The organism is Bradyrhizobium huanghuaihaiense (genome assembly GCF_007830635.1).
Taxonomy (GTDB): Bacteria; Pseudomonadota; Alphaproteobacteria; order Rhizobiales; family Xanthobacteraceae; genus Bradyrhizobium; species Bradyrhizobium huanghuaihaiense.
On record NZ_VLLA01000015.1, the window covers coordinates 193,781 to 214,453 of the forward strand.

At 66.4% G+C, this 20,673-nt stretch carries 15 protein-coding genes; all 15 read right to left on the bottom strand.

From position 1 onward, the window contains the following. Positions 1-163: 163 nt before the first annotated feature. Entirely contained in the window at positions 164-1,837 is a 1,674-nt protein-coding gene (recN, locus tag IQ16_RS27495) for a DNA repair protein RecN (protein ID WP_018640929.1), read from the bottom strand. A gap of 16 nt (positions 1,838-1,853) precedes the next feature. Next, a complete protein-coding gene (locus tag IQ16_RS27500) occupies positions 1,854-2,756 on the bottom strand; it encodes an outer membrane protein assembly factor BamD (RefSeq protein WP_026311691.1) in 903 nt (300 codons plus the stop codon). A 244-nt stretch (positions 2,757-3,000) separates the two neighbouring features. After that, the gene (gene lpxC, locus IQ16_RS27505; protein WP_018640930.1) at positions 3,001-3,963 is read right to left on the bottom strand and encodes a UDP-3-O-acyl-N-acetylglucosamine deacetylase; all 963 of its coding nucleotides are present in this window, start codon (positions 3,961-3,963) and stop codon (positions 3,001-3,003) included. A gap of 360 nt (positions 3,964-4,323) precedes the next feature. After that, positions 4,324-6,120, bottom strand: coding sequence for a cell division protein FtsZ (gene ftsZ / locus IQ16_RS27510; protein ID WP_018640931.1), 1,797 nt, complete (start codon positions 6,118-6,120; stop codon positions 4,324-4,326). A gap of 87 nt (positions 6,121-6,207) precedes the next feature. Then, positions 6,208-7,530 carry a cell division protein FtsA gene (gene ftsA, locus IQ16_RS27515; RefSeq protein ID WP_018640932.1) on the bottom strand — a complete coding sequence of 441 codons (1,323 nt, stop codon included), beginning with the start codon at positions 7,528-7,530 and terminating at the stop codon, positions 6,208-6,210. Continuing rightward, complete coding sequence (locus IQ16_RS27520; protein WP_018640933.1) at positions 7,527-8,561, bottom strand: cell division protein FtsQ/DivIB; 1,035 nt, start codon at positions 8,559-8,561, stop codon at positions 7,527-7,529. Before IQ16_RS27520 ends, ftsA begins: the two co-directional genes overlap by 4 nt. A 346-nt stretch (positions 8,562-8,907) precedes the next feature. Then, on the bottom strand, positions 8,908-9,894 hold the full coding sequence (locus IQ16_RS27525) for a D-alanine--D-alanine ligase family protein (RefSeq protein ID WP_018640934.1): 987 nt from the start codon (positions 9,892-9,894) through the stop codon (positions 8,908-8,910). Positions 9,895-10,040: 146 nt separating this feature from the next. Further along, the gene (gene murB, locus IQ16_RS27530; RefSeq protein WP_018640935.1) at positions 10,041-10,958 is read right to left on the bottom strand and encodes a UDP-N-acetylmuramate dehydrogenase; all 918 of its coding nucleotides are present in this window, start codon (positions 10,956-10,958) and stop codon (positions 10,041-10,043) included. A gap of 4 nt (positions 10,959-10,962) precedes the next feature. Continuing rightward, positions 10,963-12,366 (bottom strand): UDP-N-acetylmuramate--L-alanine ligase, encoded by a 1,404-nt coding sequence (gene murC, locus IQ16_RS27535; RefSeq protein ID WP_020607781.1) that lies wholly within the window; start codon positions 12,364-12,366, stop codon positions 10,963-10,965. A 122-nt stretch (positions 12,367-12,488) separates the two neighbouring features. After that, complete coding sequence (gene murG / locus IQ16_RS27540) at positions 12,489-13,589, bottom strand: undecaprenyldiphospho-muramoylpentapeptide beta-N-acetylglucosaminyltransferase (protein ID WP_018640937.1); 1,101 nt, start codon at positions 13,587-13,589, stop codon at positions 12,489-12,491. Between the two features lie 187 nt (positions 13,590-13,776). Beyond that, a complete protein-coding gene (gene ftsW / locus IQ16_RS27545; RefSeq protein ID WP_018640938.1) occupies positions 13,777-14,928 on the bottom strand; it encodes a putative lipid II flippase FtsW in 1,152 nt (383 codons plus the stop codon). 168 nt (positions 14,929-15,096) lie between these two features. Next, a complete protein-coding gene (murD, locus tag IQ16_RS27550) occupies positions 15,097-16,494 on the bottom strand; it encodes a UDP-N-acetylmuramoyl-L-alanine--D-glutamate ligase (protein WP_018640939.1) in 1,398 nt (465 codons plus the stop codon). 10 nt (positions 16,495-16,504) lie between these two features. Next, positions 16,505-17,608 carry a phospho-N-acetylmuramoyl-pentapeptide-transferase gene (mraY, locus tag IQ16_RS27555; protein ID WP_018640940.1) on the bottom strand — a complete coding sequence of 368 codons (1,104 nt, stop codon included), beginning with the start codon at positions 17,606-17,608 and terminating at the stop codon, positions 16,505-16,507. Positions 17,609-17,756: 148 nt separating this feature from the next. Further along, a complete protein-coding gene (locus IQ16_RS27560; protein WP_018640941.1) occupies positions 17,757-19,136 on the bottom strand; it encodes a UDP-N-acetylmuramoyl-tripeptide--D-alanyl-D-alanine ligase in 1,380 nt (459 codons plus the stop codon). Then, on the bottom strand, positions 19,133-20,605 hold the full coding sequence (locus IQ16_RS27565) for a UDP-N-acetylmuramoyl-L-alanyl-D-glutamate--2,6-diaminopimelate ligase (protein WP_018640942.1): 1,473 nt from the start codon (positions 20,603-20,605) through the stop codon (positions 19,133-19,135). The genes IQ16_RS27560 and IQ16_RS27565 overlap by 4 nt, the downstream gene beginning before the upstream one ends. Positions 20,606-20,673 lie beyond the last annotated feature (68 nt).

Here is a 20,673-nt window from a genome sequence, read left to right on the forward strand (position 1 = left end):
GGGTAGCACGGTAAAGGCGTGTGGAAATCTCGTGCCCCGGACGCAGCGCGACGCTCCCGGCGATGCGAAGCATCGTCCGGTGCGGTGCGCTGCAGAGCCGGGGCCTATGTGACGAGGCATTCTGGGTCCCGGCTCGCGCTGCGCGCGCCCGGGACACGGAGGCCTAAGCCGTCGCCGCCTTCAGCAGCCTCTCCGCGGCTGCCCTGGCCTCGGCCGTGATCTCGGCGCCGGCGAGCATGCGGGCGATCTCCTCGCGGCGGTGGTCGGCGGCGAGCGCGTTGACGCGGGTGGCGACGCGCTTGCCCTTGTCGAGGGCGTCCTTGGAGATCAGCAGGTGCTGATCGGCACGGGCGGCGACCTGCGGGGCGTGGGTCACGGCCATCACTTGGACCTTGCCGGCAAGCCGCGCCAGGCGACCGCCGATGGCATCCGCAACCGCGCCGCCGACACCGGTGTCGATCTCGTCGAACACCAGCGTCGGTGCCGAGCCGCGGTCGGACAGCACGACCTTGAGCGCCAGCAGGAAGCGCGACAGCTCGCCGCCGGAGGCGACCTTCATCATCGGACCCGGCTTGGTGCCCGGATTGGTCTGCACCCAGAACTCGACGCGGTCGAAGCCCTGCGGGCCCGGCGCGGCCTCGTCGGTCGCGACCTGGGTCATGAACTTGGCGCGTTCGAGCTTGAGCGGGGCAAGCTCCGCATTGACGGCCTTGTTGAGCTTTTCCGCCGATTTCTGCCGCGCCAGCGACAGCTTCTTGGCGGCGGCGGCATAGCGGCCATCTGCCTCGATCGCAGCCTGCTCGAGCTTCTTCAACCGCGAAGCGCCCGCGTCGATCAGCACGACGTCGGCAGCGTATTTGGCGGCAAGCGCCGCGAGCTGGTCGACCGGAGTCGAATATTTGCGGGAGGCGGCGCGCAGCGCGAACAGCCGCTCCTCGATGCGTTCGAGCTCGGCCGGGTCGAAATCGGTTGCGGCAAGCGCGGCCAGCAGATGCTGGTCGGCTTCCTCCAGCGCGTTGATCGCGGCGTCGATCGCCTTCACCGCGGGCTCGACCAGCGCCGGCGAGTTGACGCCGCGGCGCTCCAGCCGGCGCACCGCCGCCGACAGCGCCGCAACCGGCGAATGATTGCCGCCGACCGCCTCCTGCGCCTCGCGCAGATCGGAGGCGATCTTCTCGCCCTGCATCATCGTGGTGCGGCGCTGCGCCAGAGAGGTCTCCTCGCCCTCCTTGGGCGCGAGCTGCTTCAGCTCGTCGGAGGCGTGGCGCAGATAGTCGGCCTCGCGCGCAGCGCGCTCCATGCCGGCGCGATGCTCTTCCAAAGCCGTGTTGGCGGTGCGGCGGGCGTCCCAGAGCTCCTCGACGGCCGCGACGTCCTTTTCGAGGCCTGCGAAGGCATCGAGCAGGCGGCGGTGCGTGGCGGCGTCGACCAGCGCGCGCTCGTCATGCTGGCCGTGGATCTCGACCAGCGCGGCGCCGACCGCCTTCAGCGTCTGCACGCTGATCGACTGGTCGTTGATGAAGGCGCGGGTACGGCCGTCCGCGAGCTGCACGCGACGGAGAATCATCTCTCCGGTGTCGTCGAGACCGTTCTCGGCCAGGATCTTCGCCGCGGGGTGATTCTTCGGGATATCGAAGACGGCGGTGACCTGCCCCTGCTCCGCGCCATGGCGCACGAGGCCGGCATCGCCGCGGCCGCCGAGCGCCAGCGCAAAGGCATCGAGCAGGATGGATTTGCCCGCCCCGGTCTCGCCGGTCAAAACCGCAAGGCCGGTGGCGAATTCGATATCGAGCCGTTCGATCAGGACGATGTCACGGATCGACAGACGCGCCAGCATGGAACCCCAAAATTTCCTAGCCGAGGCCCATCTTCTTGAAGGTCTTGCTGATCCAGGACCCCTGATTCTCGCTCGGCTCGAGACCACCCGATTTTACAAGATTATAGGCGTCCTTGTACCAGCGGCTGTCAGGAAAATTGTGGCCAAGCACGGCGGCGGCGGTCTGCGCCTCGCCGACGATGCCGATCGCCATGTAGGCTTCGGTCAGCCGGTAGAGCGCCTCCTCGACATGGCGCGTGGTCTGGTACTGGGTGACGACGGCCTTGTAGCGGTTGATCGCGGCGGTGTAGTCGCGCTTCTGCGCGTAGTAGCGGCCGACATTCATTTCCTTGCCGGCGAGCTGGTCGCGGGCGCCCTCGATCTTGGCCTTGGCGGAGGTCGCATATTCGGACGTCGGATATTTGCGTATCACCTCTTCCAGCGAGGCGATCGCCTTCTCGGTGCGGGTCTGGTCGCGGCTGATGTCGGGGATCTGGTCGTAGTGCGAGGCGGCGATCAGGTACTGCGCATAGGCCGCATCCGGGCTGCCGGGATGCAGCGTGACGTAGCGGGTGGCAGCGCCAATGCAGCCGTCATAGTCGCCGCCCTGGTAGGAGGCGTAGGCCGACATCAGCAGCGATTTGCGGGCCCAGTCGGAATAGGGATGCTGGCGGTCGACCTCCTCGAACTTCTTGTTCGCCGCCTTCATGTCCTTCTTCTCGTTCATGAGGTACAGGCCCTCATTGTAGATCTTGTCTGCAGGCTCCTCGACGAAGGTGTCGTCCTTGGCGGTGAACTTGTCCCAGAGATCGCCGGTGCCGCAGCCGGCCAGCGGCAGCGCCAGCAGGACGAAGGTGGCAGCCTGAAGCAGCCCACGGGCGGCAATCGAGGCCTTAGCCGAAATCGAAAGAGATCCGCGCGTCATACGCTGTGCCGACATGAGTTTTGCCCTGACGCCCTGTGATGCGGTGCCCGCCAGCCCATGAACCCCGCCATGAGCGCGAAATGGTGCCGTGGTGCCTGCCATGCGACCACGCCGATGTATCCAAAAACGATCCTAACCAACCGGATAGGCAGGCATTTCGCCCGGATTAAGGCGAACTCGCCGCAATGCTAGCCGATCATGGTTACCAGGAGTTTCCACGGGGCAAGCCGCCGTCAAAGGCCGGCGACAGCAAGTCCCTTCAGGACACGTCCGGCCCGTAGGCGGCTGCGATCCGGCCGCCGACAATGCCGCGACCGACTTCGCCCACCGGACGGGTGGTGCGACGCACCGCCTCGCCCTCGACCACGCGCCAAGCGGTACGGTCGGCCAGCAGCGCGGTCAGGACGGCGTGGTTGAGCTTGTGGCCGCCGCGGACCGAACGGTAGGCACCGAGCAGCGGCAAGCCGGCCAGCGCGAGGTCGCCGATCACGTCCAGCACCTTGTGACGGGCACATTCGTCGGCGTAGCGCAGGCCCTCGGTGTTGAGCAGCCGCTCCTCGTCGAACACGATGGTGTTGTCGAAGGAAGCGCCGAGGGCATAGCCCGCGCTCCAGAGCCGGGCCACGTCGCACATCAGGCCGAAGGTCCGGGCACGGCCGACTTCGCGGCGGAAGCGCTCCGGATTGAGGTCGAAGGCGTAGCTTTGCTGACCGATGACGGGATTGGTGAAGTCGATCTCGACCTCGGCGCGGAACCCGTTGGCATAGGGCCGGATTTCGCCGAAGGAGTCGCCGATCTTGACCGAGACCGGCTTCAAAACCTGGATGAAGCGGCGCTGCGCCGACTGGGTGACGATGCCGGCCTGGTCGATGGCGGCAACGAACGCTGCGGCGCTGCCGTCCATGATCGGTACTTCCGGCCCGTCGAGCTCGATCGTGGCGTTGTCCACGCCCATGCCCCGCAGTGCAGCAAGCACATGCTCTGCGGTGGAGACGAGCGGACCGTTACGATCGCCGAGGACGGTGGCAAGGTCGGTCGCGATCACCTGGTCGGCGGTCGCCTGAACTTCGCGGTCACTTCCCTCGAGGCCCGTACGGACAAAAATAAAACCTGCGTCGATAGGCGCAGGCCCAAGCGTGAGAGTGACGGGAAGACCGGAGTGAACGCCGACGCCGGCCACGGTGGCTTGCGCACGAAGCGTTGTTTGCCGGCTAAATTTCATCAGGAACCCGCCCCACTACGACCCATTGCGACTTATACTCGACCCGACCGATCGGCCTAGACCGTCGTGCGAATCCGTATCCCCAAGTCACGGCAAACCATAGTTGCTGCCTCAAACAGCGCCAACTCACGGTTTTTTACCGATTGTTACCCCAAACCTGCCGTATTCGCGCCAAGGCTTAACCAAATTGCGCCGGGGTTTTGGGCCGCTGCCGGCGATTTTACTGAACCACCGAATACATAATTAATGATTTAAAATCAGATGCTTGACCGTGCAATCCGGGTATTCCCGGGAGAAAAGGAAAGGTCCCGGCAAGCTTGTCGCCGGGACCCTTTTTCGTCTGCCTTATTGTAACAATCCTCAGGTCGCCTGCCGCCGCAGGAAGGCCGGGATATCAAGATGGTCGTCACCCTGTGGCGCCGGCGCAACAGGTGCGGGGCGGCCATGCATGTCGAGCCCCTGCGGCGCGGGACGGCGGGCATACTCCGATACCGGCTCGCTGGCCGCGATCTGCTGCGCCACGGTCTTCTGTGGCCGGCGATCGGGCAGCGGCGGCATGGCCGGGCCGGCGGTGCGGGCGGCGACCGGCGGTTCGCTCTCCTCGTCGCGGCGGCCGAGGCCGACATTGGCGAGGCGCTGCAGCAGCGACAGGCGGGTCTTCTGCGGGGTCTCTTCCTCCACCTCGCCGCGGGCCTGGCGAAGCTCGGCCTGGGCCGGCATCGGCAGCTCCTCGATTCGCGGCATCCGCGGCGCGCGGACCGGCGGGCGCTCGGCCTGCGGCGGGATGAAGTTTTCCGGCATCATCGGCTCCTGCATCGCGACCGGGGCCATGTCAGGCTCCGGGAACAGGGTCGGCTTCTGCGCGATCGGACGCACGGTGACGTCGCCATAGGTCTGCGGCGCGGGAGCCTGAGGGACTTCCGCAACGGCAGCCGCGATGGCGGCGAGCGCCGCGCGCTCGACGTTCGGGCGCGGCGCGACCGGAGCAGCCGGGGCCGGAGCGGTCGCCGGGACCTGGGCTTCCAGCTTCTGGGCGCGCTCGGCCAGGCGCTGATTGTCAGCGCGCAGACGCGCGGTCAGGTCGGCGAGACGGCTCTCGGCAACGGCGGCGGGAGCAGCGGGAGCCTGCTGCACCTGCGGCGCCGCGTTCGCGACCGGCGCGGAGGTCGCCTGGCTGTTGCGGGCGATTGCGGCCTGCTCGATGCCGGTGGCGACGACCGAGACCCGGATCAGGCCGTCGAGGGCTTCGTCGAAGGTGGCGCCGACGATGATGTTGGCGTCCTGGTCGACTTCCTCGCGGATGCGGGTCGCGGCCTCGTCGACCTCGAACAGCGTGAGGTCCTTGCCGCCGGTGATGGAGATCAGGAGGCCCTTGGCGCCCTTCATCGACGAGTCGTCGATCAGCGGGTTGGCGATCGCAGCTTCCGCGGCGGTCAGCGCGCGCTTGTCGCCGGAGGCTTCGCCGGTGCCCATCATCGCCTTGCCCATCTCACGCATGACGGCGCGGACGTCGGCGAAGTCGAGGTTGATCAGGCCTTCCTTGACCATCAGGTCGGTGATGCAGGCAACGCCCGAATAGAGCACCTGGTCGGCCATCGCGAAGGCGTCGGCGAAGGTTGTCTTCTCGTTGGCGACCCGGAACAGGTTCTGGTTCGGGATGATCAGGAGCGTATCGACGACCTTGTGCAGTTCGTTGATGCCGGCTTCAGCGGTGCGCATGCGGCGGCCGCCTTCGAAGTGGAACGGCTTGGTCACGACGCCGACGGTGAGGATGCCCATGTCGCGCGCGGTCTTGGCGATGACGGGTGCAGCGCCGGTGCCGGTGCCGCCGCCCATGCCGGCGGTGACGAACACCATGTTGGCGCCCGAGAGATGGTCGCGCAGCTCGTCGATCACCTCTTCCGCCGCCGCGGCGCCGACGTTCGGCTGCGAACCCGCGCCGAGGCCTTGCGTAACCGCCGTGCCCATCTGCACGATGCGCTGCGCCTTCGACATCGTCAGCGCCTGCGCGTCGGTGTTGGCGACCACGAAGTCGACGCCCTGCAGGCCCGCCGTGATCATGTTGTTGACGGCGTTGCCGCCGGCGCCGCCGACGCCGAACACGGTGATCCGGGGCTTCAGTTCGTGAATATCAGGAACATTGATGCTGATGGTCATGGTTGCCTCTCGATCACGCGCGCGTGGGTTCGCCCCGGCCGGCGGCCGCGGGAGTTGGTGAAAATGGGAGATTGCGGAAAGGAGTCATCAGAAGCCCTCGCGTAGCCATCGTCCAACCTTTCCAAAATAACCGCCGGTCCCTGTTCTGACCTGCTGCCGCGTATGCCGCGGTTCGACATGTTCCTGGTGAACATATTGCGGGTAGACGAGGAGTCCGGCCGGCACCGCGAACGCGGCGTTCTTCGCCTCGTTGGGCAGCCGGCCGAAGCCGAGGGGACGTCCGACCCGCACGGGCCGGCCGAGAATTTGTGTTCCGAGTTCGACGAGACCGGTCAGTTGCGAGGCACCGCCCGAGAGCACGACGCGGCCGTTGGGCTCTGACGCGAAGGGCGAATCCTTCAGCCGGTCCCGGACCATTTCGAAGATTTCCTCGGCACGGTGCTTGACGATGTTGGCGATGGTGGCGCGGGAGACGATCTGCGGCAGATCCTGCTCGTCACCGGCTGTCGGTACAGACATCAGCTCACGCGAGTCCGATCCACCGGTGATGACCGTCCCGTATAAAGTCTTGATTCGCTCGGCATCGGCAATGGTCGCGGAGAGTCCACGCGCGAGATCCATCGTGATGTGTTGCCCGCCGACCGCAAAACCCGCCGCATGCACGAAACGGCCGCCGGAATAGACCGCGATCGTCGTGGTGCCCGCGCCCATCTCGACGACGGCCGCGCCGAGATCGGCCTCGTCGTCGGTCAAAACCGACAAGCCGGCGACATAGGGGCTCGCCGCCATGGCTTCGACATTGATGTGGCAGCGTTCCACCGCGAGCATCAGGTTCCGCGCCACGGTGGCATCGCAAGTGACGACGTTCATGTCGACGCCGAACTGGTGCGCGACCATGCCGCGGGGATCGCGGATGCCCTTGACGCCGTCGAGTGTGTAACCGACCGGCAGCGCGTGCAGCACGGTGCGGCCCTCGCCGGTCGCGTGGCGCATGCCGGTGGAGGTGACGCGGCTGACGTCGGCGGGCGTCACGGCGCCGCCGCGGATGTCGGCGGCGGCTTCGACCAGCTGTCCGGAGAGCCGGCCGCCGGACACCGACAGCAGCACGGACTCGACCCGCACCTTGGCCATCTTCTCCGCCAGCGCGACCGCCTGGCGGACCGCCTGCTCGCATTCCGTAAGATCGACCACCGCGCCGGCCTTCATGCCGCGCGACTGGATCTGGCTGTAGCCGATCAATTCCACCGCGTGGGTGCGGCCGCGCAAGGCATCGCTCGGCGCCGACGGCTTCAGCCGCGCGATCATGCAGGCGATCTTGCTGGTGCCGATGTCGAGACAGGCGACCAGGCCGCCGCGCTTGTGCGGCATCTGGCGCGTCTTCGGCGTCTGGGTGCGATCAAGACCGGTCATGCAGCGTCCCCGGCCTTCTTTTTCTTCTTGTCCTTGAACTGCTCTTCGCGCGCCTTGGCCGCGTCGTCGGACAGCTGCACCACCAGGCGATCCGGCAGGCGCATGTCGACGGCGACGATGTCGCGGGAGAACAGCTTGTCTTCCTTGTCGAGCCTGGACAGCATCGCGAGCGCGTTGCCGACGTCCTGCTCGGGCAGGCGGATGTCGAGGCCGTCCTTCAGCCTCAGGTTCCAGCGCCGCTCGCCGACATAGACCGCCGCCTTGGTCACCGCATTGACCTGCGGATAGCGCGCCAGCAGCGCCAGGAAATCGCGGGCCTGGGTGTCGGCGCCCTTGCCGACCACGAGCGGCAGCGACAGGAAGCGGCGCGAGACGTAAGGCTCGAGCACGGCGCCGTCGTCGGCGATGACGGAGAGGCGGCCCGCCTCCTGCCACAGCGCGAACGCCTTGCGCTCGGTGAGCTCGATCATCAGCTGGCCCGGATAGAGCTTCAGCACGGTCGCATCCGCAATCCAGGGATTGGCCTTGAGCTTGTCGCGCACGGCATCCGCATCGAGGAACAGCAGCGAGGAGCGGCCGCTGACGCCGCCAATCGCGAGGATCTCATCCTGGGTGAGCTGCTTGCGGCCGTTAATCACCACGGAGGTGATCCGGAAGCCGGCGGAATTGGCCATGGCGTTGCGGGCGTCGCTGACCGCGGTGATGAAGTCCTGGAGATGGCCGCCCTTGACGATGCCGAAGCCGCAGCTTCCGAGCAGCAGCAGCACGGTCATGGTGATCCCGACCCGGCGCGGCGCATAGCGCTCGACCAGCGCGACCACGCGCGGCGGCGGCTCGCGCTCGACGACGACCTTGGCCCTGGCTTTGGTCTTGATCCTGGCGGCCTCGCGCTTCTGCTCGCGCCTGGCGTCGAGCTTCTCTTGCACCCACTCGCGCAGAAGCACGACCGCTCCGACAGCGGCCGCCTTCAGGTCAGCTTGGGGCCTCAGCGATCTGAAAAGCGACCGGGTGAGGCTTCCTGCTCCATCCATTGCACGAGCTCGTCAACAGTTTGCCCGCGACATCGCGCGGATCCTGGCGAACATGACGTCTCGGTGCCGGGCCGGGTGCTGGTCTTCAGCAGAAGAAGCCTCTCCCCTTCAAAGCGTTCGCTGGAGGTGACATCACCCGCCACAGCTCACGCGCCGGCAGCCAAAGCGCCATGTGCGCCGCCAGCGTTAACCTTCGGATGTCCTGGTAAACAAAAGGTAAACTTCGTTAACGCCGGACGCTTTTTGCCCAGCCATGTGAGGTATTTATGCCGCGATGTCCGGCATTTTACCGGATTTGGGCCCCAAACCGGGCCGTTTCGCCCGTCCGGCCGTTAACCAGTCCTAATTATTTCCGCACGCCGGGCACGGCGAGCTCGATCAGCCCATGCAGGAACTCGACGAAGTCGATGCCCTCGGCTTTCAGCGCCTTGGGGTAGAGCGACGACTTGGTCAGCCCGGGCAGCGTGTTGGTTTCGAGATAGAACAGGCCCCGCTCTGAGACGATGAAGTCCGAGCGGGAATAGCCGGTGCAGGACATCGCCCGGTGCGCCAGCATCGCCTGCTCCTTGAGCGCTAAGGTGATCTCGGGCGAAAAACGGCCGGGGCAGATCTCCTGGGTCGACTTCAGGAGATACTTTGCGGCGTAGTCGAAACTGCCCTCGCCCGGAATGATCTCGATCGGCGGCAGCGCGATGATCGTGCCATCGGTGCGCTCCAGCACGCCGCAGGTCGCCTCGACGCCGGCGATGTAGGGCTCGATCACGTACTCTTCCTGCTTCGCCGCGTTGCGGACGGCGACGAGGTCCTGCTTGGCATTGACGAAGATCAGGCCGTAGCTCGACCCGTCGCGCGCAGGCTTTGCGATCAGCCGTCCATATTCGGCGAAGGCCTCGTCGATGTCATCGAGCGCGACGTTGGCCGGCGGCGTGACGCCGCCAAGCGCAGCAAAGCGCTTGGCCGCGATCTTATCGAAGGCGAGATGCGAGGAGGCCGAGCCAGAGCCGGTGAACGGCACACCGCGCGCCTCGCACATCACCTGCAATTCGCCATTCTCGGCGCTTCCACCATGCAGCCCGAGCACGAGCACGCGATCTTCCGCCTTGGCCTTGTCCAGCGCCTGCGCGAGCGAGATGCCGGATGTGCCCGGCTTGAACTCGTCCTCGAACGGGCGGGCATGCTCGAGCAACTGCCTGGACTGCACCACATGCACCTTGTCCTCGACGTCCCACCACCAGAGGTCAGCGTCGGGCAGTGCCTGATGCAGCGCCTGCGCCGAGGCGACCGAAACCAGACGCTCGCGGTTGGAGCCGCCGAAGAGGATGGTGATGCGCATGTTCTCAATTACCTATCTGCTTCGTCATTCCGGGATGCGCCGCAAGGCGCAGGCCCGGAATCCATACTCCCGATCGTGGTTATGGATTCTCTGATGCGCAATTGCGCATCTTAGCTCTCGCTTCGCGAGCCCCGGAATGACGGCGATCATGAAACCCCGATCCGCTTGATTTCCCAGTGCAGCTCAATTCCGGAATTCGCCTTCACGCGCTCACGCACGGTCTCGCCCAGCGTCTCGATGTCGTGCGCGGTGGCATCGCCGGTGTTGATCAGGAAATTGCAGTGCATCTCGGACACCTGCGCGCCGCCTACGCGCAAGCCGCGGCAGCCGGCCGCATCGACCAGCTTCCAGGCGGAATGGCCCGGCGGATTCTTGAAGGTCGAGCCGCCGGTCTTTTCGCGGATCGGCTGCGCGCTCTCGCGATGGCTTTGCACCTCCGCCATGCGCGCGCGGATTGCATCAGTGTCCTTGATCTCGCCGCGAAAGCGCGCGGAGGTGAAGATGACGGAGGGATCGACGCCGCTGCTGCGATAGACGAACTTCATCTCGGCTTTGGATAAGACATGCTTGGTGCCGTCGCGACCGACGCCCCTCGCCTCGATCAGCACGTCCTTGGTCTCGCCGCCATTGGCGCCCGCATTCATGCGCAGGGCGCCGCCGATCGTGCCGGGAATGCCGAAGAAGAATTCGAGCCCGCCGATATTGGCGGACGCCGCCACCTCCGCCACGCGCTTGTCGAGCGCGGCAGTGCCCGCGGTGACGATGTCGCCACTCGCGGTCGCCTCGCCGAAGGCGCGCGGCGCAAGACGGATCACCACGCCGGCAATGCCGCCGTCGCGTACGATCAGGTTGGAGCCGACACCGATGACATAGACGGGAATGTCGGCGGCAAGATGCGCGAGGAAATAAGCGAGATCGTCCTCGTCCGCGGGCGTGAACAGCACCTGCGCAGGACCGCCGACGCGAAACCAGGTCAGCTCGGCCAGCGACTGGTTCGCCAGCAGCCGGCCGCGCAGGTCCGGCATCGCGGCTTTGAGTGAAGGGGTGATGTCGGGGAAGCTCACAGCCTTACCCCAGCGCCTTCAATTCGCCGGGCAGCGCATACGCCCATTGCGTGATGTTGCCGGCGCCAAGGCACACGACGAGATCGCCGGGCTTCGCCGATCCCTTGACGATGCCCGCGAGCTCCGAGGCCGCCGGCAGCGGGATCACCTCGCGGTGGCCGTGCGCGCGCAGGCCGGCAACGAAATGATCGCGGTCGATGCCTTCGATCGGCGCTTCGCCGGCGGCATAGACGTCGGCGACGACAACCGCGTCGGCATCGTTGAAGCAGGTGCAGAATTCCTCGAACAGCGATTGCAGACGGGTGTAGCGGTGCGGCTGCACCACGGCGATGATCTTGCCGTTGGTGGATTCCCGCGCTGCCTTCAGCACCGCCGCAATCTCGACGGGGTGATGGCCGTAATCGTCGATCACGGTGACGCCGTTCCATTCGCCGGTCTTGGTGAACCGGCGCTTGACGCCGCCGAAGCCCGCGATGGCCTTGCGGATCGCGTCGTCGGAGACACCGAGCTCGCGCGCGACCGCGATCGCGGCCGTTGCGTTGGAGGCGTTGTGGCGGCCCGGCATCGGCAGCATGAGATCGGCGATCTCGTGCACGTTGCCGGTCTTGCGATCGCGGAAGGCGACCTTGAACTTCGATCCGCCGCCCATCGGAGTGAGGTCAAGCAGCCGCGCATCGGCCTGCGGGTTCTCACCATAGGTGATGATGCGGCGGTCCTCGATTTTGCCGACGAGGCTCTGCACCACGGGATGGTCGATGCACATCACGGCAAAGCCGTAGAACGGCAGGTTCTCGACGAAATGACGGAACGCATCCTGCACGGCGTCGAAGGTCTTGAAGTGATCGAGATGCTCTGGGTCGACATTGGTGACGATCGCCACGTCCGTCGGCAGCTTCAGGAACGTGCCGTCGCTCTCGTCGGCTTCCACCACCATCCAGTCGCCGGCCCCCAGACGCGCGTTGGAGCCATAGGCATTGATGATGCCGCCGTTGATCACGGTGGGATCGAGCCCGCCGGCATCGAGCAGCGTTGCGACCATCGTGGTCGTCGTGGTCTTGCCGTGGGTGCCGGCGATGGCGACGCAGCTCTTCAGCCGCATCAGCTCGGCCAGCATCTCGGCGCGGCGCACCACGGGAATGCGGCGCTCGCGCGCCGCCATCAGTTCCGGATTGTCGCGCTTGATCGCGGTGGAGACGACGACGACCTCGGCACCATCGACATTCTCGGCCTTGTGGCCGACCGATACCTTCGCGCCCTTCTTGCGCAGACGATCGAGATTGTAATTGTCGGAGGCGTCCGAGCCCTGCACGGCATAGCCGAGATTGACCAGCACCTCGGCGATGCCGCTCATGCCGATCCCGCCGATCCCGACGAAGTGGATGGGTCCGATCTCGCGCGGCAGTCTCATGCTCTGTTCCCTGACCTTGCCGCCGGAAAGGCGGCATCTGGCGAAGGTCACGGCCAAATCAGCCGCGCGCCCTTCCTACTGGATGCCCCGCTTTGGAAGGCCATGACAAGGGCTTTTTCGCGTCAGATTCCCGCGACTTTGACCACCAGATCGGCCAGCCGCTCGGCGGCATCGAGCCGCCCTGCCCCCTTCGCGGCCGCGGCCATCGCGGCAAGGCGCGCCGGCTCGGCGGCGAAGCCGGAGATTTCGGCGGCGAGGCGGTCCGAGGTGAACTCAGTCTGCGGGATGCGGATGGCGCCATCGACCTTGGCCAGCACGCCGGCATTGGCGAACTGGTCCTGGTCGATCGAGCCCGGCAGCGGCACCAGGATCGAGGGCCGGCCGATGGCGGCAAGCTCAGCGACGGTGCCGGCGCCGGAGCGCGACACGATCAGATGGTTGGAGGCGAGCCGCGCCGGCAAGTCGGTGAAGAACGGCGCGAGCTCGAACTTGATCTTGAGCTTGTCGTACACCGCGCGGACGCGCGCCATGTCCTCTTCGCGCACCTGCTGGGTGAGGATGAGACGGCTCCACAGCGCAGGCTCGAGCCGCTCGATCGCGCCGGGGACGATGTCGGCCATGATGCGCGCGCCCTGGCTGCCGCCGACGACGAGCAGGCGCAGCGGACCGTTGGTTTCGGGCGCAGTGTATTGCACTGCAGCCGCCGCGAGGATCGCTGGCCGCATCGGCGTGCCGACCGTCGTGGTCTTAGCCGACAGCGCCGGATCGCGGTCGAGCACGCCGGGCAAGGATGTCGCGATGGCACGGACACGGCGCGACAGGAACCGGTTGGCACGGCCGAGCACCGCATTGGCGTCGTGGATGATGCCGGGCACGCCGGCGAATTTCGCCGCGACCAGCGGCGGCAGCGTCGGATAGCCGCCGAAGCCGACGACGGCCGCCGGCTTCAATCGCTTGATCAGGCTGTAGGCCGACAGCGTTCCGACGGCGAGCGTGAGGCCGGCATAGGCGAGCTGGAGCGGATTGCGGCCGCGCGCGGTCTCGCTTCTGACGACGTCGATCATGTCCTTGCTGAACAGCCCGCTATAGCGCAGCGCGCGCTCGTCGGTGACGAGGCGGACGCGAAAGCCGCGCCGGATCAGCTCGACGCCGAGCGCCTCGGCCGGAAACAGATGGCCGCCGGTGCCGCCCGCGGCGAGAAGAATCAGGGGGGAGGTGTCCATGGCAAATAGTCTTACAAGGACTTTTTCGTCATTGCGAGCCGGCAACACGGTGCACGTGCCCCGGGCGCAGCGCAGTACGCCGCACCTTGCGGCGTGGTGCGCTGCTGAACCGGGGCCCATGCGCGCGGCATTCTGGGTCCCGGCTCTGCGCTCCGCTTCGCGGAGCTGGTCCGGGACACGAGACCTGTTACGCGTAACTCCGCATCGCCTCGGCGTGGCCGCTGGCCTCGACCTCGGTGCGCGGACGCAGCCGTGTCAGCGCCAGCATCATGCCGACACCATAAGACAGCGAGACGATCGAGGAGCCGCCATAGGAGATGAACGGTAGCGTCATGCCCTTGGCGGGAATGAGCTGCAGGTTCACCGACATGTTGATCGCCGCCTGCACGCCGAACAGGATCGCAAGGCCCGAGGCCGCAAAGCGCGAGAACATGTCCTCATTGGCATAGGCGCGCGACAGCGTGCGGATAACGACGAAGGCGAACAGCGTCAGCATCGCAAGACACAGGACGATGCCGAACTCTTCGGCGGCGACCGCGAACACGAAGTCGGTGTGGCTGTCCGGCAGGCTGCGCTTGGCGATGCCCTCGCCCGGCCCGAGGCCGAGCCAGCCGCCGTTGTAGAAGGCCTCCATCGCGGTATCGACCTGGAAGGTGTCGCCCGAGGCCGGATTCATGAAGCGCTTGATGCGCCCCGCCACATGCGGAACGAACAGATAGGCGCTGAACAGGCCGGCGGCAGCGGCGCCAGCAAGGCCGAACACCCAGATCATGCGCATGCCCGCGATGAAGAACAGCGAGCCCCACACCATCAGGATCAGCATGGTCTGGCCGAAGTCCGGCTCCATCACCAGCAGCGACACCAGCATCAGAAGCAGCACCAGCGCCATCGAGGTCGCCGGCATCTCCGGCCGCTTGGTCGATTCCGCGAACAGCCAGGCCGCGATGACGACGAAGGACGGCTTTGCGATTTCGGAGGCCTGGATGTTGACGCCGAGCAGCGTGATCCAGCGCCGCGAGCCCTTCACCTCGGGGCCGATCGCGAGCGTCACCACGATCAGGATGATGCTGACGGTGAAGATGATCAGCGCCGAGCGGCGGATCGCGCGCGGCGACAGGAAGGACACCCCGAGCAGCACCATGAAGGACGGCGCCAGGAACATCACGTGACGGCTGAAGAAGTGGAAGGGATCGAGCCCGATGCGGGTCGCAACCGGCGGGCTCGCCGCCAGCGACAGGATGACGCCGGTCAGCATCAAGGCCAGGATGGCGCCCATCAGCGGCTTGTCGACGGTCCACCACCACTCGGAAAAGGGGGTGCGTTCTTCACGGGAGAGCATGGGCGGCCGCTTTCGGACAGAGGTCCGTCCATTGGTCGCCGAGGTTGGTTACCGGGGGGTTAAGGAACTGCGGATGTTTGGAATTGTAGATGGGTAGAGCGAAGCGAAACCCATCAAATCCGTGGGAGTGACGATGGGTTTCGCTTCGCTCTACCCATCCTACGCACCTCACACCACCGGCTTCACACCCGGCAGCGCCTGCACGAGTTCGCGGAACTTGGCGCCGCGGATCTCGAAATTGCGGTACTGGTCGAACGAGGCGCAGGCGGGCGACAGCAGCACGACGGCGTCAGCAAGCCCCGATGCCTCCGCATCGCGCGCGGCGTGCTCGACGGCGACGTCGAGCGTCTGGCTGATCTCGTGCGCGACCGTGCCGAGCGTTCCCGAAAACTCCTCCGCGGCCTCACCGATCAGATAGGCATTGCGGATGCGCGGGAAGAAGCCGGTGAGGCCAGTGATGCCACCCGCCTTCGGCTTGCCACCGGCGATCCAGAAGATGTCGGCAAAGGACGACAGCGCATGCGCGGTGGCGTCCGCGTTGGTGCCCTTGGAATCGTTGACGAACAGCACGTTGCCGCGGCGACCGACCTGCTCCATGCGGTGCGCCAGCCCCGGAAAACTGCGCAGGCCATTTTGAAGCACGTCCTGGCTGATGCCCATCGCGAGCGCGGCGGCGGCGGCGCAGGCTGCGTTCTGCGCGTTGTGCAGGCCGCGCAGCGACCCGATACCGCCGAGCGCGGCGACCTCGCTGCGGGCACCGCCCGAGGCGCGCACGATGTTGCCGTGCTCGAAATAAATGCCGCTCGCCAGCGGATTCTTGACGGAGATGCGCACCACATTCTTGCCGGCGCGGTCGAGCCGGTCGGCGATGTCGCGGCAATAGCCGTCATCAACACCGACGATCGAGGTGCCGCCCGCCTGCACGCCGGCAACGAGACGCTCCTTGACCGCGGCATAATGCGCGAGCGTGCCGTGACGATCGATATGGTCCTCGCTGACATTCAGCAAAATGCCGACCGAGGGATCGAGCGAGGGCGTGAGGTCGATCTGGTAGGACGACATCTCGATGACGTGGACGCGGCCCATGCGCGGCGGCTCCAGCGACAGGATCGCGGTGCCGATATTGCCGCCCATCTGGGTATCGTAGCCCGCGACTTTCGTTAAGTGAGCGATCAGCGCCGTCGTCGTCGACTTGCCGTTGGTGCCGGTGATGGCGACGAACGGCGCGTTCGGCGCATGGCGCCGCCGTTCGCGGCAGAACAGCTCGATGTCGCCAATGACCTCGACGCCGGCTTCTCGCGCCTTCAGTACGCTCCAGTGCGGCACCGGATGCGTCAGCGGCACGCCGGGGGCGAGCACGAGGGCTGCAAAGTTCGCCCAGGAGACGTTGCGCAAGTCGGCAGTGATGAAACCGGCCTGCGCGGCCTTGGCGACGTTCTCCGCATTGTCGTCGGCGGCGATCACCTCGGCACCGCCCGCTTTCAAAGCATGGCAGGAGGCGAGCCCTGAGCCGCCGAGGCCAAACACGGCGACCGTCTTGCCGGCGAAGGATGTGACGGGGATCATCGTGATACCGTCAGCGCAGCTTCAGCGTCGACAGGCCGGCGAGCGCCAGCATCACCGAGATGATCCAGAACCGGATCACGATCTGCGGCTCGGTCCAGCCGAGCTGCTCGAAATGGTGATGGATCGGCGCCATGCGGAAGATGCGTTTTCCCGTGAGCTTGAACGACACCACCTGCACGATGACGGAGACCGCCTCAAGCACGAACAGGCCGCCGATCACCGCGAGCACGATCTCGTGCTTCACCGCGACCGCGATCGCGCCCAGCATGCCGCCGAGCGCGAGCGAGCCGGTGTCGCCCATGAAGATCGAGGCCGGCGGCGCGTTGAACCAGAGAAAACCGAGACCGGCCCCCAGCAGCGCGCCGCAAAGCACCGCGAGCTCGCCGGTACCCGCGACATATTTGATCTGCAGATAATCGGCGAACACGGCGTTGCCGGCGAGATAGGCGATCATCGCAAAGCTCGCGGTCGCGATCATCACGGGCACGATGGCGAGGCCGTCGAGGCCGTCGGTGAGGTTCACCGCATTGCCGGCGCCGACGATGACGAAGGCGCCGAAGACGACGAAGAACCAGCCGAAATGCAGCACCGTGTCCTTCAAGAAAGGAACCGTCAGCGCGGTCGACGCGGGATCGCGGTTCAGCCGCACCAGCGCGTAGCAGGCGACCAGCGCGATCGCCGCCTCGATCAGCAGGCGGAGCTTGCCGCCGAAACCGGTCGTGGTCTGCTTGGTCACCTTGAGGTAGTCGTCGTAGAAGCCGACGAAGCCGAAGCCGAGCGTCACGGCGAGCACGATCCAGACATAGGGATTGAGCGGATTGGCCCACAGCACGGTGCCGACCGTGAGGCCGGACAGGATCATCAGGCCGCCCATGGTGGGCGTGCCCTTCTTGCTCAGATGCGATTGCGGGCCGTCAGCGCGGATCGGCTGGCCCTTGCCCTGGCGGATGCGCAAGTGGTCGATGATCCAGGGCCCGAACAGGAACACGAACAGCGCGCCGGTGACGATCGCGCCGCCGGTGCGGAAGGTGATGTAGCGGAATACGTTCAGGAGGGTGCGAAACGCACCCAGGCTCGGAAATGTATTGGAGAGCTCGATCAGCCAGTAAAACATTCAGACGGTCCTATGGCGCCTTTCGCACGCGGCCTTGTTCCTGGCCCCGACGTGCCTCACGCGCATTCGCTTCATCATGGGTCGGGCGACCTCAATGGACGGCTTGGTGCCGCAAACGGTGGATTGGGAACTGCGCCTTCCAAGCAGTTTACGCCTTTGCCTGCAAGGCGGCCACTAGGCCCGGCACAAACTTGTTGACCCAGAACATCTTCTTGCTGCCCTTGACAACCACGACATCGCCTGCCTGCAGCAGGCTTGCGACCTCGCCCGGCTTCAGCGTGGCGGGATCGTCGTGCCAGCCGAGGCCCTTGCCTGATGGCAGCACGTCATAGAGGTTGCGCATCAGGGGACCGACGCAATAGACGCCGTCGATGCCGTCGAGATACTTGGTGAGGCCGGTGTGATAGCCAGGTGCGTCATCGCCCAGCTCCAGCATGTCGCCGAGCACCGCGATGCGGCGACCGCCCGTCATGTGGCGTGCCTGCAGGCTTTGCAGCGCAGCAGCCACGCTGGCCGGATTGCCGTTGAAGCTGTCGTCGATCACGGTGATGCCGCCGACCGCCTGCTCGACGCCGCGGCCGGTCATGATGCCGACGCGATCGAGCTTGATCGCGAGCGTCGCCGGATCGAGGTTGGCGGCACGGATCGAGGCGAGCGCGGCGAGCGCATTCTGGACGCGATGCGGCGCGCCCGGCGTCAGGCTGAAGGCGATCTCCTTCTTGCCGATCATGGCCACGACCTGCCAGCTCTCGCCGTGCGGCGCATGCGCGACCTCGTGCACCTCGGCATGCTCGCCGAAGCGCACCACCTTGCCCTTCCACTCCGACGCCTTGATCCCTGCGGGCAGCACCAGCACGCCGTCCTCGGGCAGGCCGACGGCGATCGACACCTTCTCGCGCCTGATGGCCTCGAGCGAGCCGAGCTTTTCCAGATGCACGGGCTGGACATTGACGACCAGCGCGACCGTCGGCCGCGTGAGTTCGCTGAGCCGCGCGATTTCGCCTCGCTGGTTCATGCCCATTTCGACGACCCACAGGCTGGCATCTGCCTTCGCATTGCACAGCGTCAGCGGCACGCCCCAGAAATTGTTGAAGCTCGACGGGCTGGCATAGGCGTTCGGATAGGCCGCCAGGAATTCCTTGGTGCTGGTCTTGCCGGCGCTGCCGGTGAGGCCGATCACCGGCCCGTGGAAGCGCGCGCGGGCGGCGCGCGCGAGACCCCAGAGGCCGTCGGTCAGCGTGTCCTTCACGACGATCTGGGGAATGCGGATGCCCGCGATCTCATGCGGTACGATCATCGCGACCGCGCCTGCGGCTTCCGCCTTGTCCGCAAACTCCCAGCCGTCGCGCGCGCTGGCGAAGGCCGAGACGAAGCCGCCGCTCGGCGTGCCGCTGAGCGCGACGAACAAGCTCCCCGGTTTCACTAGGCGGCTGTCCTGGGTGACGAAGTCGATCGGCGTGTCCGGAAATGATCCGGCGGCGCCCAGCGCACGCGCGACCTCGGCAACCGTCCAAATTGGCGCGCTCATGCAACCCTCGACGCTAGTGCGGCGGCGACCGCCTCGTGATCACTGAAGGGCAGCACTTCGCTGCCGACGATCTGCCCGGTCTCGTGGCCCTTACCGGCGATGAGCAGTGCATCGCCGTCTTCCAGTTCCTCGATCGCGACGCGAATGGCCTCGGCGCGGTCGCCGATCTCGCGCGCGCCTTTCGCCGCGGCGAGGATCGCAGCGCGGATCGCTTCCGGCTTCTCGCTGCGCGGATTGTCGTCGGTGATGATGACACCGTCGGCATTTTCGGCCGCAATCCCGCCCATGATCGGGCGCTTGCCGGCATCGCGGTCGCCGCCGGCGCCGAACACGACGATAAGCCTGCGCTTCGCATAGGGACGCAGCGCCTGCAGCGCCTTTGCCAGCGCGTCGGGCTTGTGCGCGTAGTCGACGAAGATCGGCGCGCCGTTGCGCTCGCCGACGCGCTCCAGCCGCCCCTTGGCGCCTTCGAGATGCTCGAGGCTGGCAAACACGTCGGCGGCGTCGCTGCCGGTTCCGATGGCAAGACCAGCCGAGACCAGCGCATTCTCGATCTGGAACTCACCGACCAGCGGCAGCCGGATCGCGTAGCTCTTGCCGCGATGTTGCACCGTCAGCTTTTGCGAAAAGCCCTCGACCACGGCCTCGGTGAGACGGATGCCCTCGCCTACCCCATTGCCGTTGCGCCCGACCGCCATCACGCGCAGGCGGCGCGACGTCGCGGCATCGATCGTCTCCGCCGAGCAGTCGTGATCGGCCGAGATCACGGCAGCACCGCCGGGCGGCACCAATTCACGGAACAGGCGGAGCTTTGCGGCAAGGTAATGCGCGACGGTTGGATGGTAGTCCATGTGGTCGCGGGAGAGATTGGTGAAGCCGCCGGCGGAGACGCGCACGCCGTCAAGGCGATATTGGTCGAGCCCGTGCGAGGACGCCTCGAAGGCGAGATGCGTGACGCCGTCGCGCGCGATCTCATCGAGCTGCCGGTGCAGCGCGATCGGATCCGGCGTGGTCAGCGAGCCATAGACGGTGCGCTTGGGCGAGACGAGGCCGATGGTTCCGATGCTGGCGGAGGCATGCCCGAGCCGCTCCCAGATCTGCCGCGTGAACGCGGCGACCGAGGTCTTGCCGCTGGTGCCGGTGACCGCGGCGATGGTCGCGGGCTGCGACGGGAAGAATCTTGCCGCCGCCAGCGCCAGCGCGCGGCGCGGATTGGCGACGGAGATGAACGGCACCTTGCAGGCGGCCGGCGCGTGATCGCCGACCACGGCGACCGCGCCTGCCGCAATTGCGGCATCGATGAAGCGGGCGCCGTCGGTCTTGCTGCCTGCCAGCGCGAAGAAGAGGTCGCCGGGCTTGACCGCGCGGCTATCGAGCGCAACGCCCGTCACCTCGAGCGCCGCGACGGCGGGCTCGATTGCGGCATCATTGCCCAAAATATCCTGACCCAGGAGGTCGCGCAGCTTCATGGTCTTCCAGTCGACATGCCGCGCCGGGAAGCCGAATCGTCAGGAAAAGCCGAATCAGCACCGGCGAT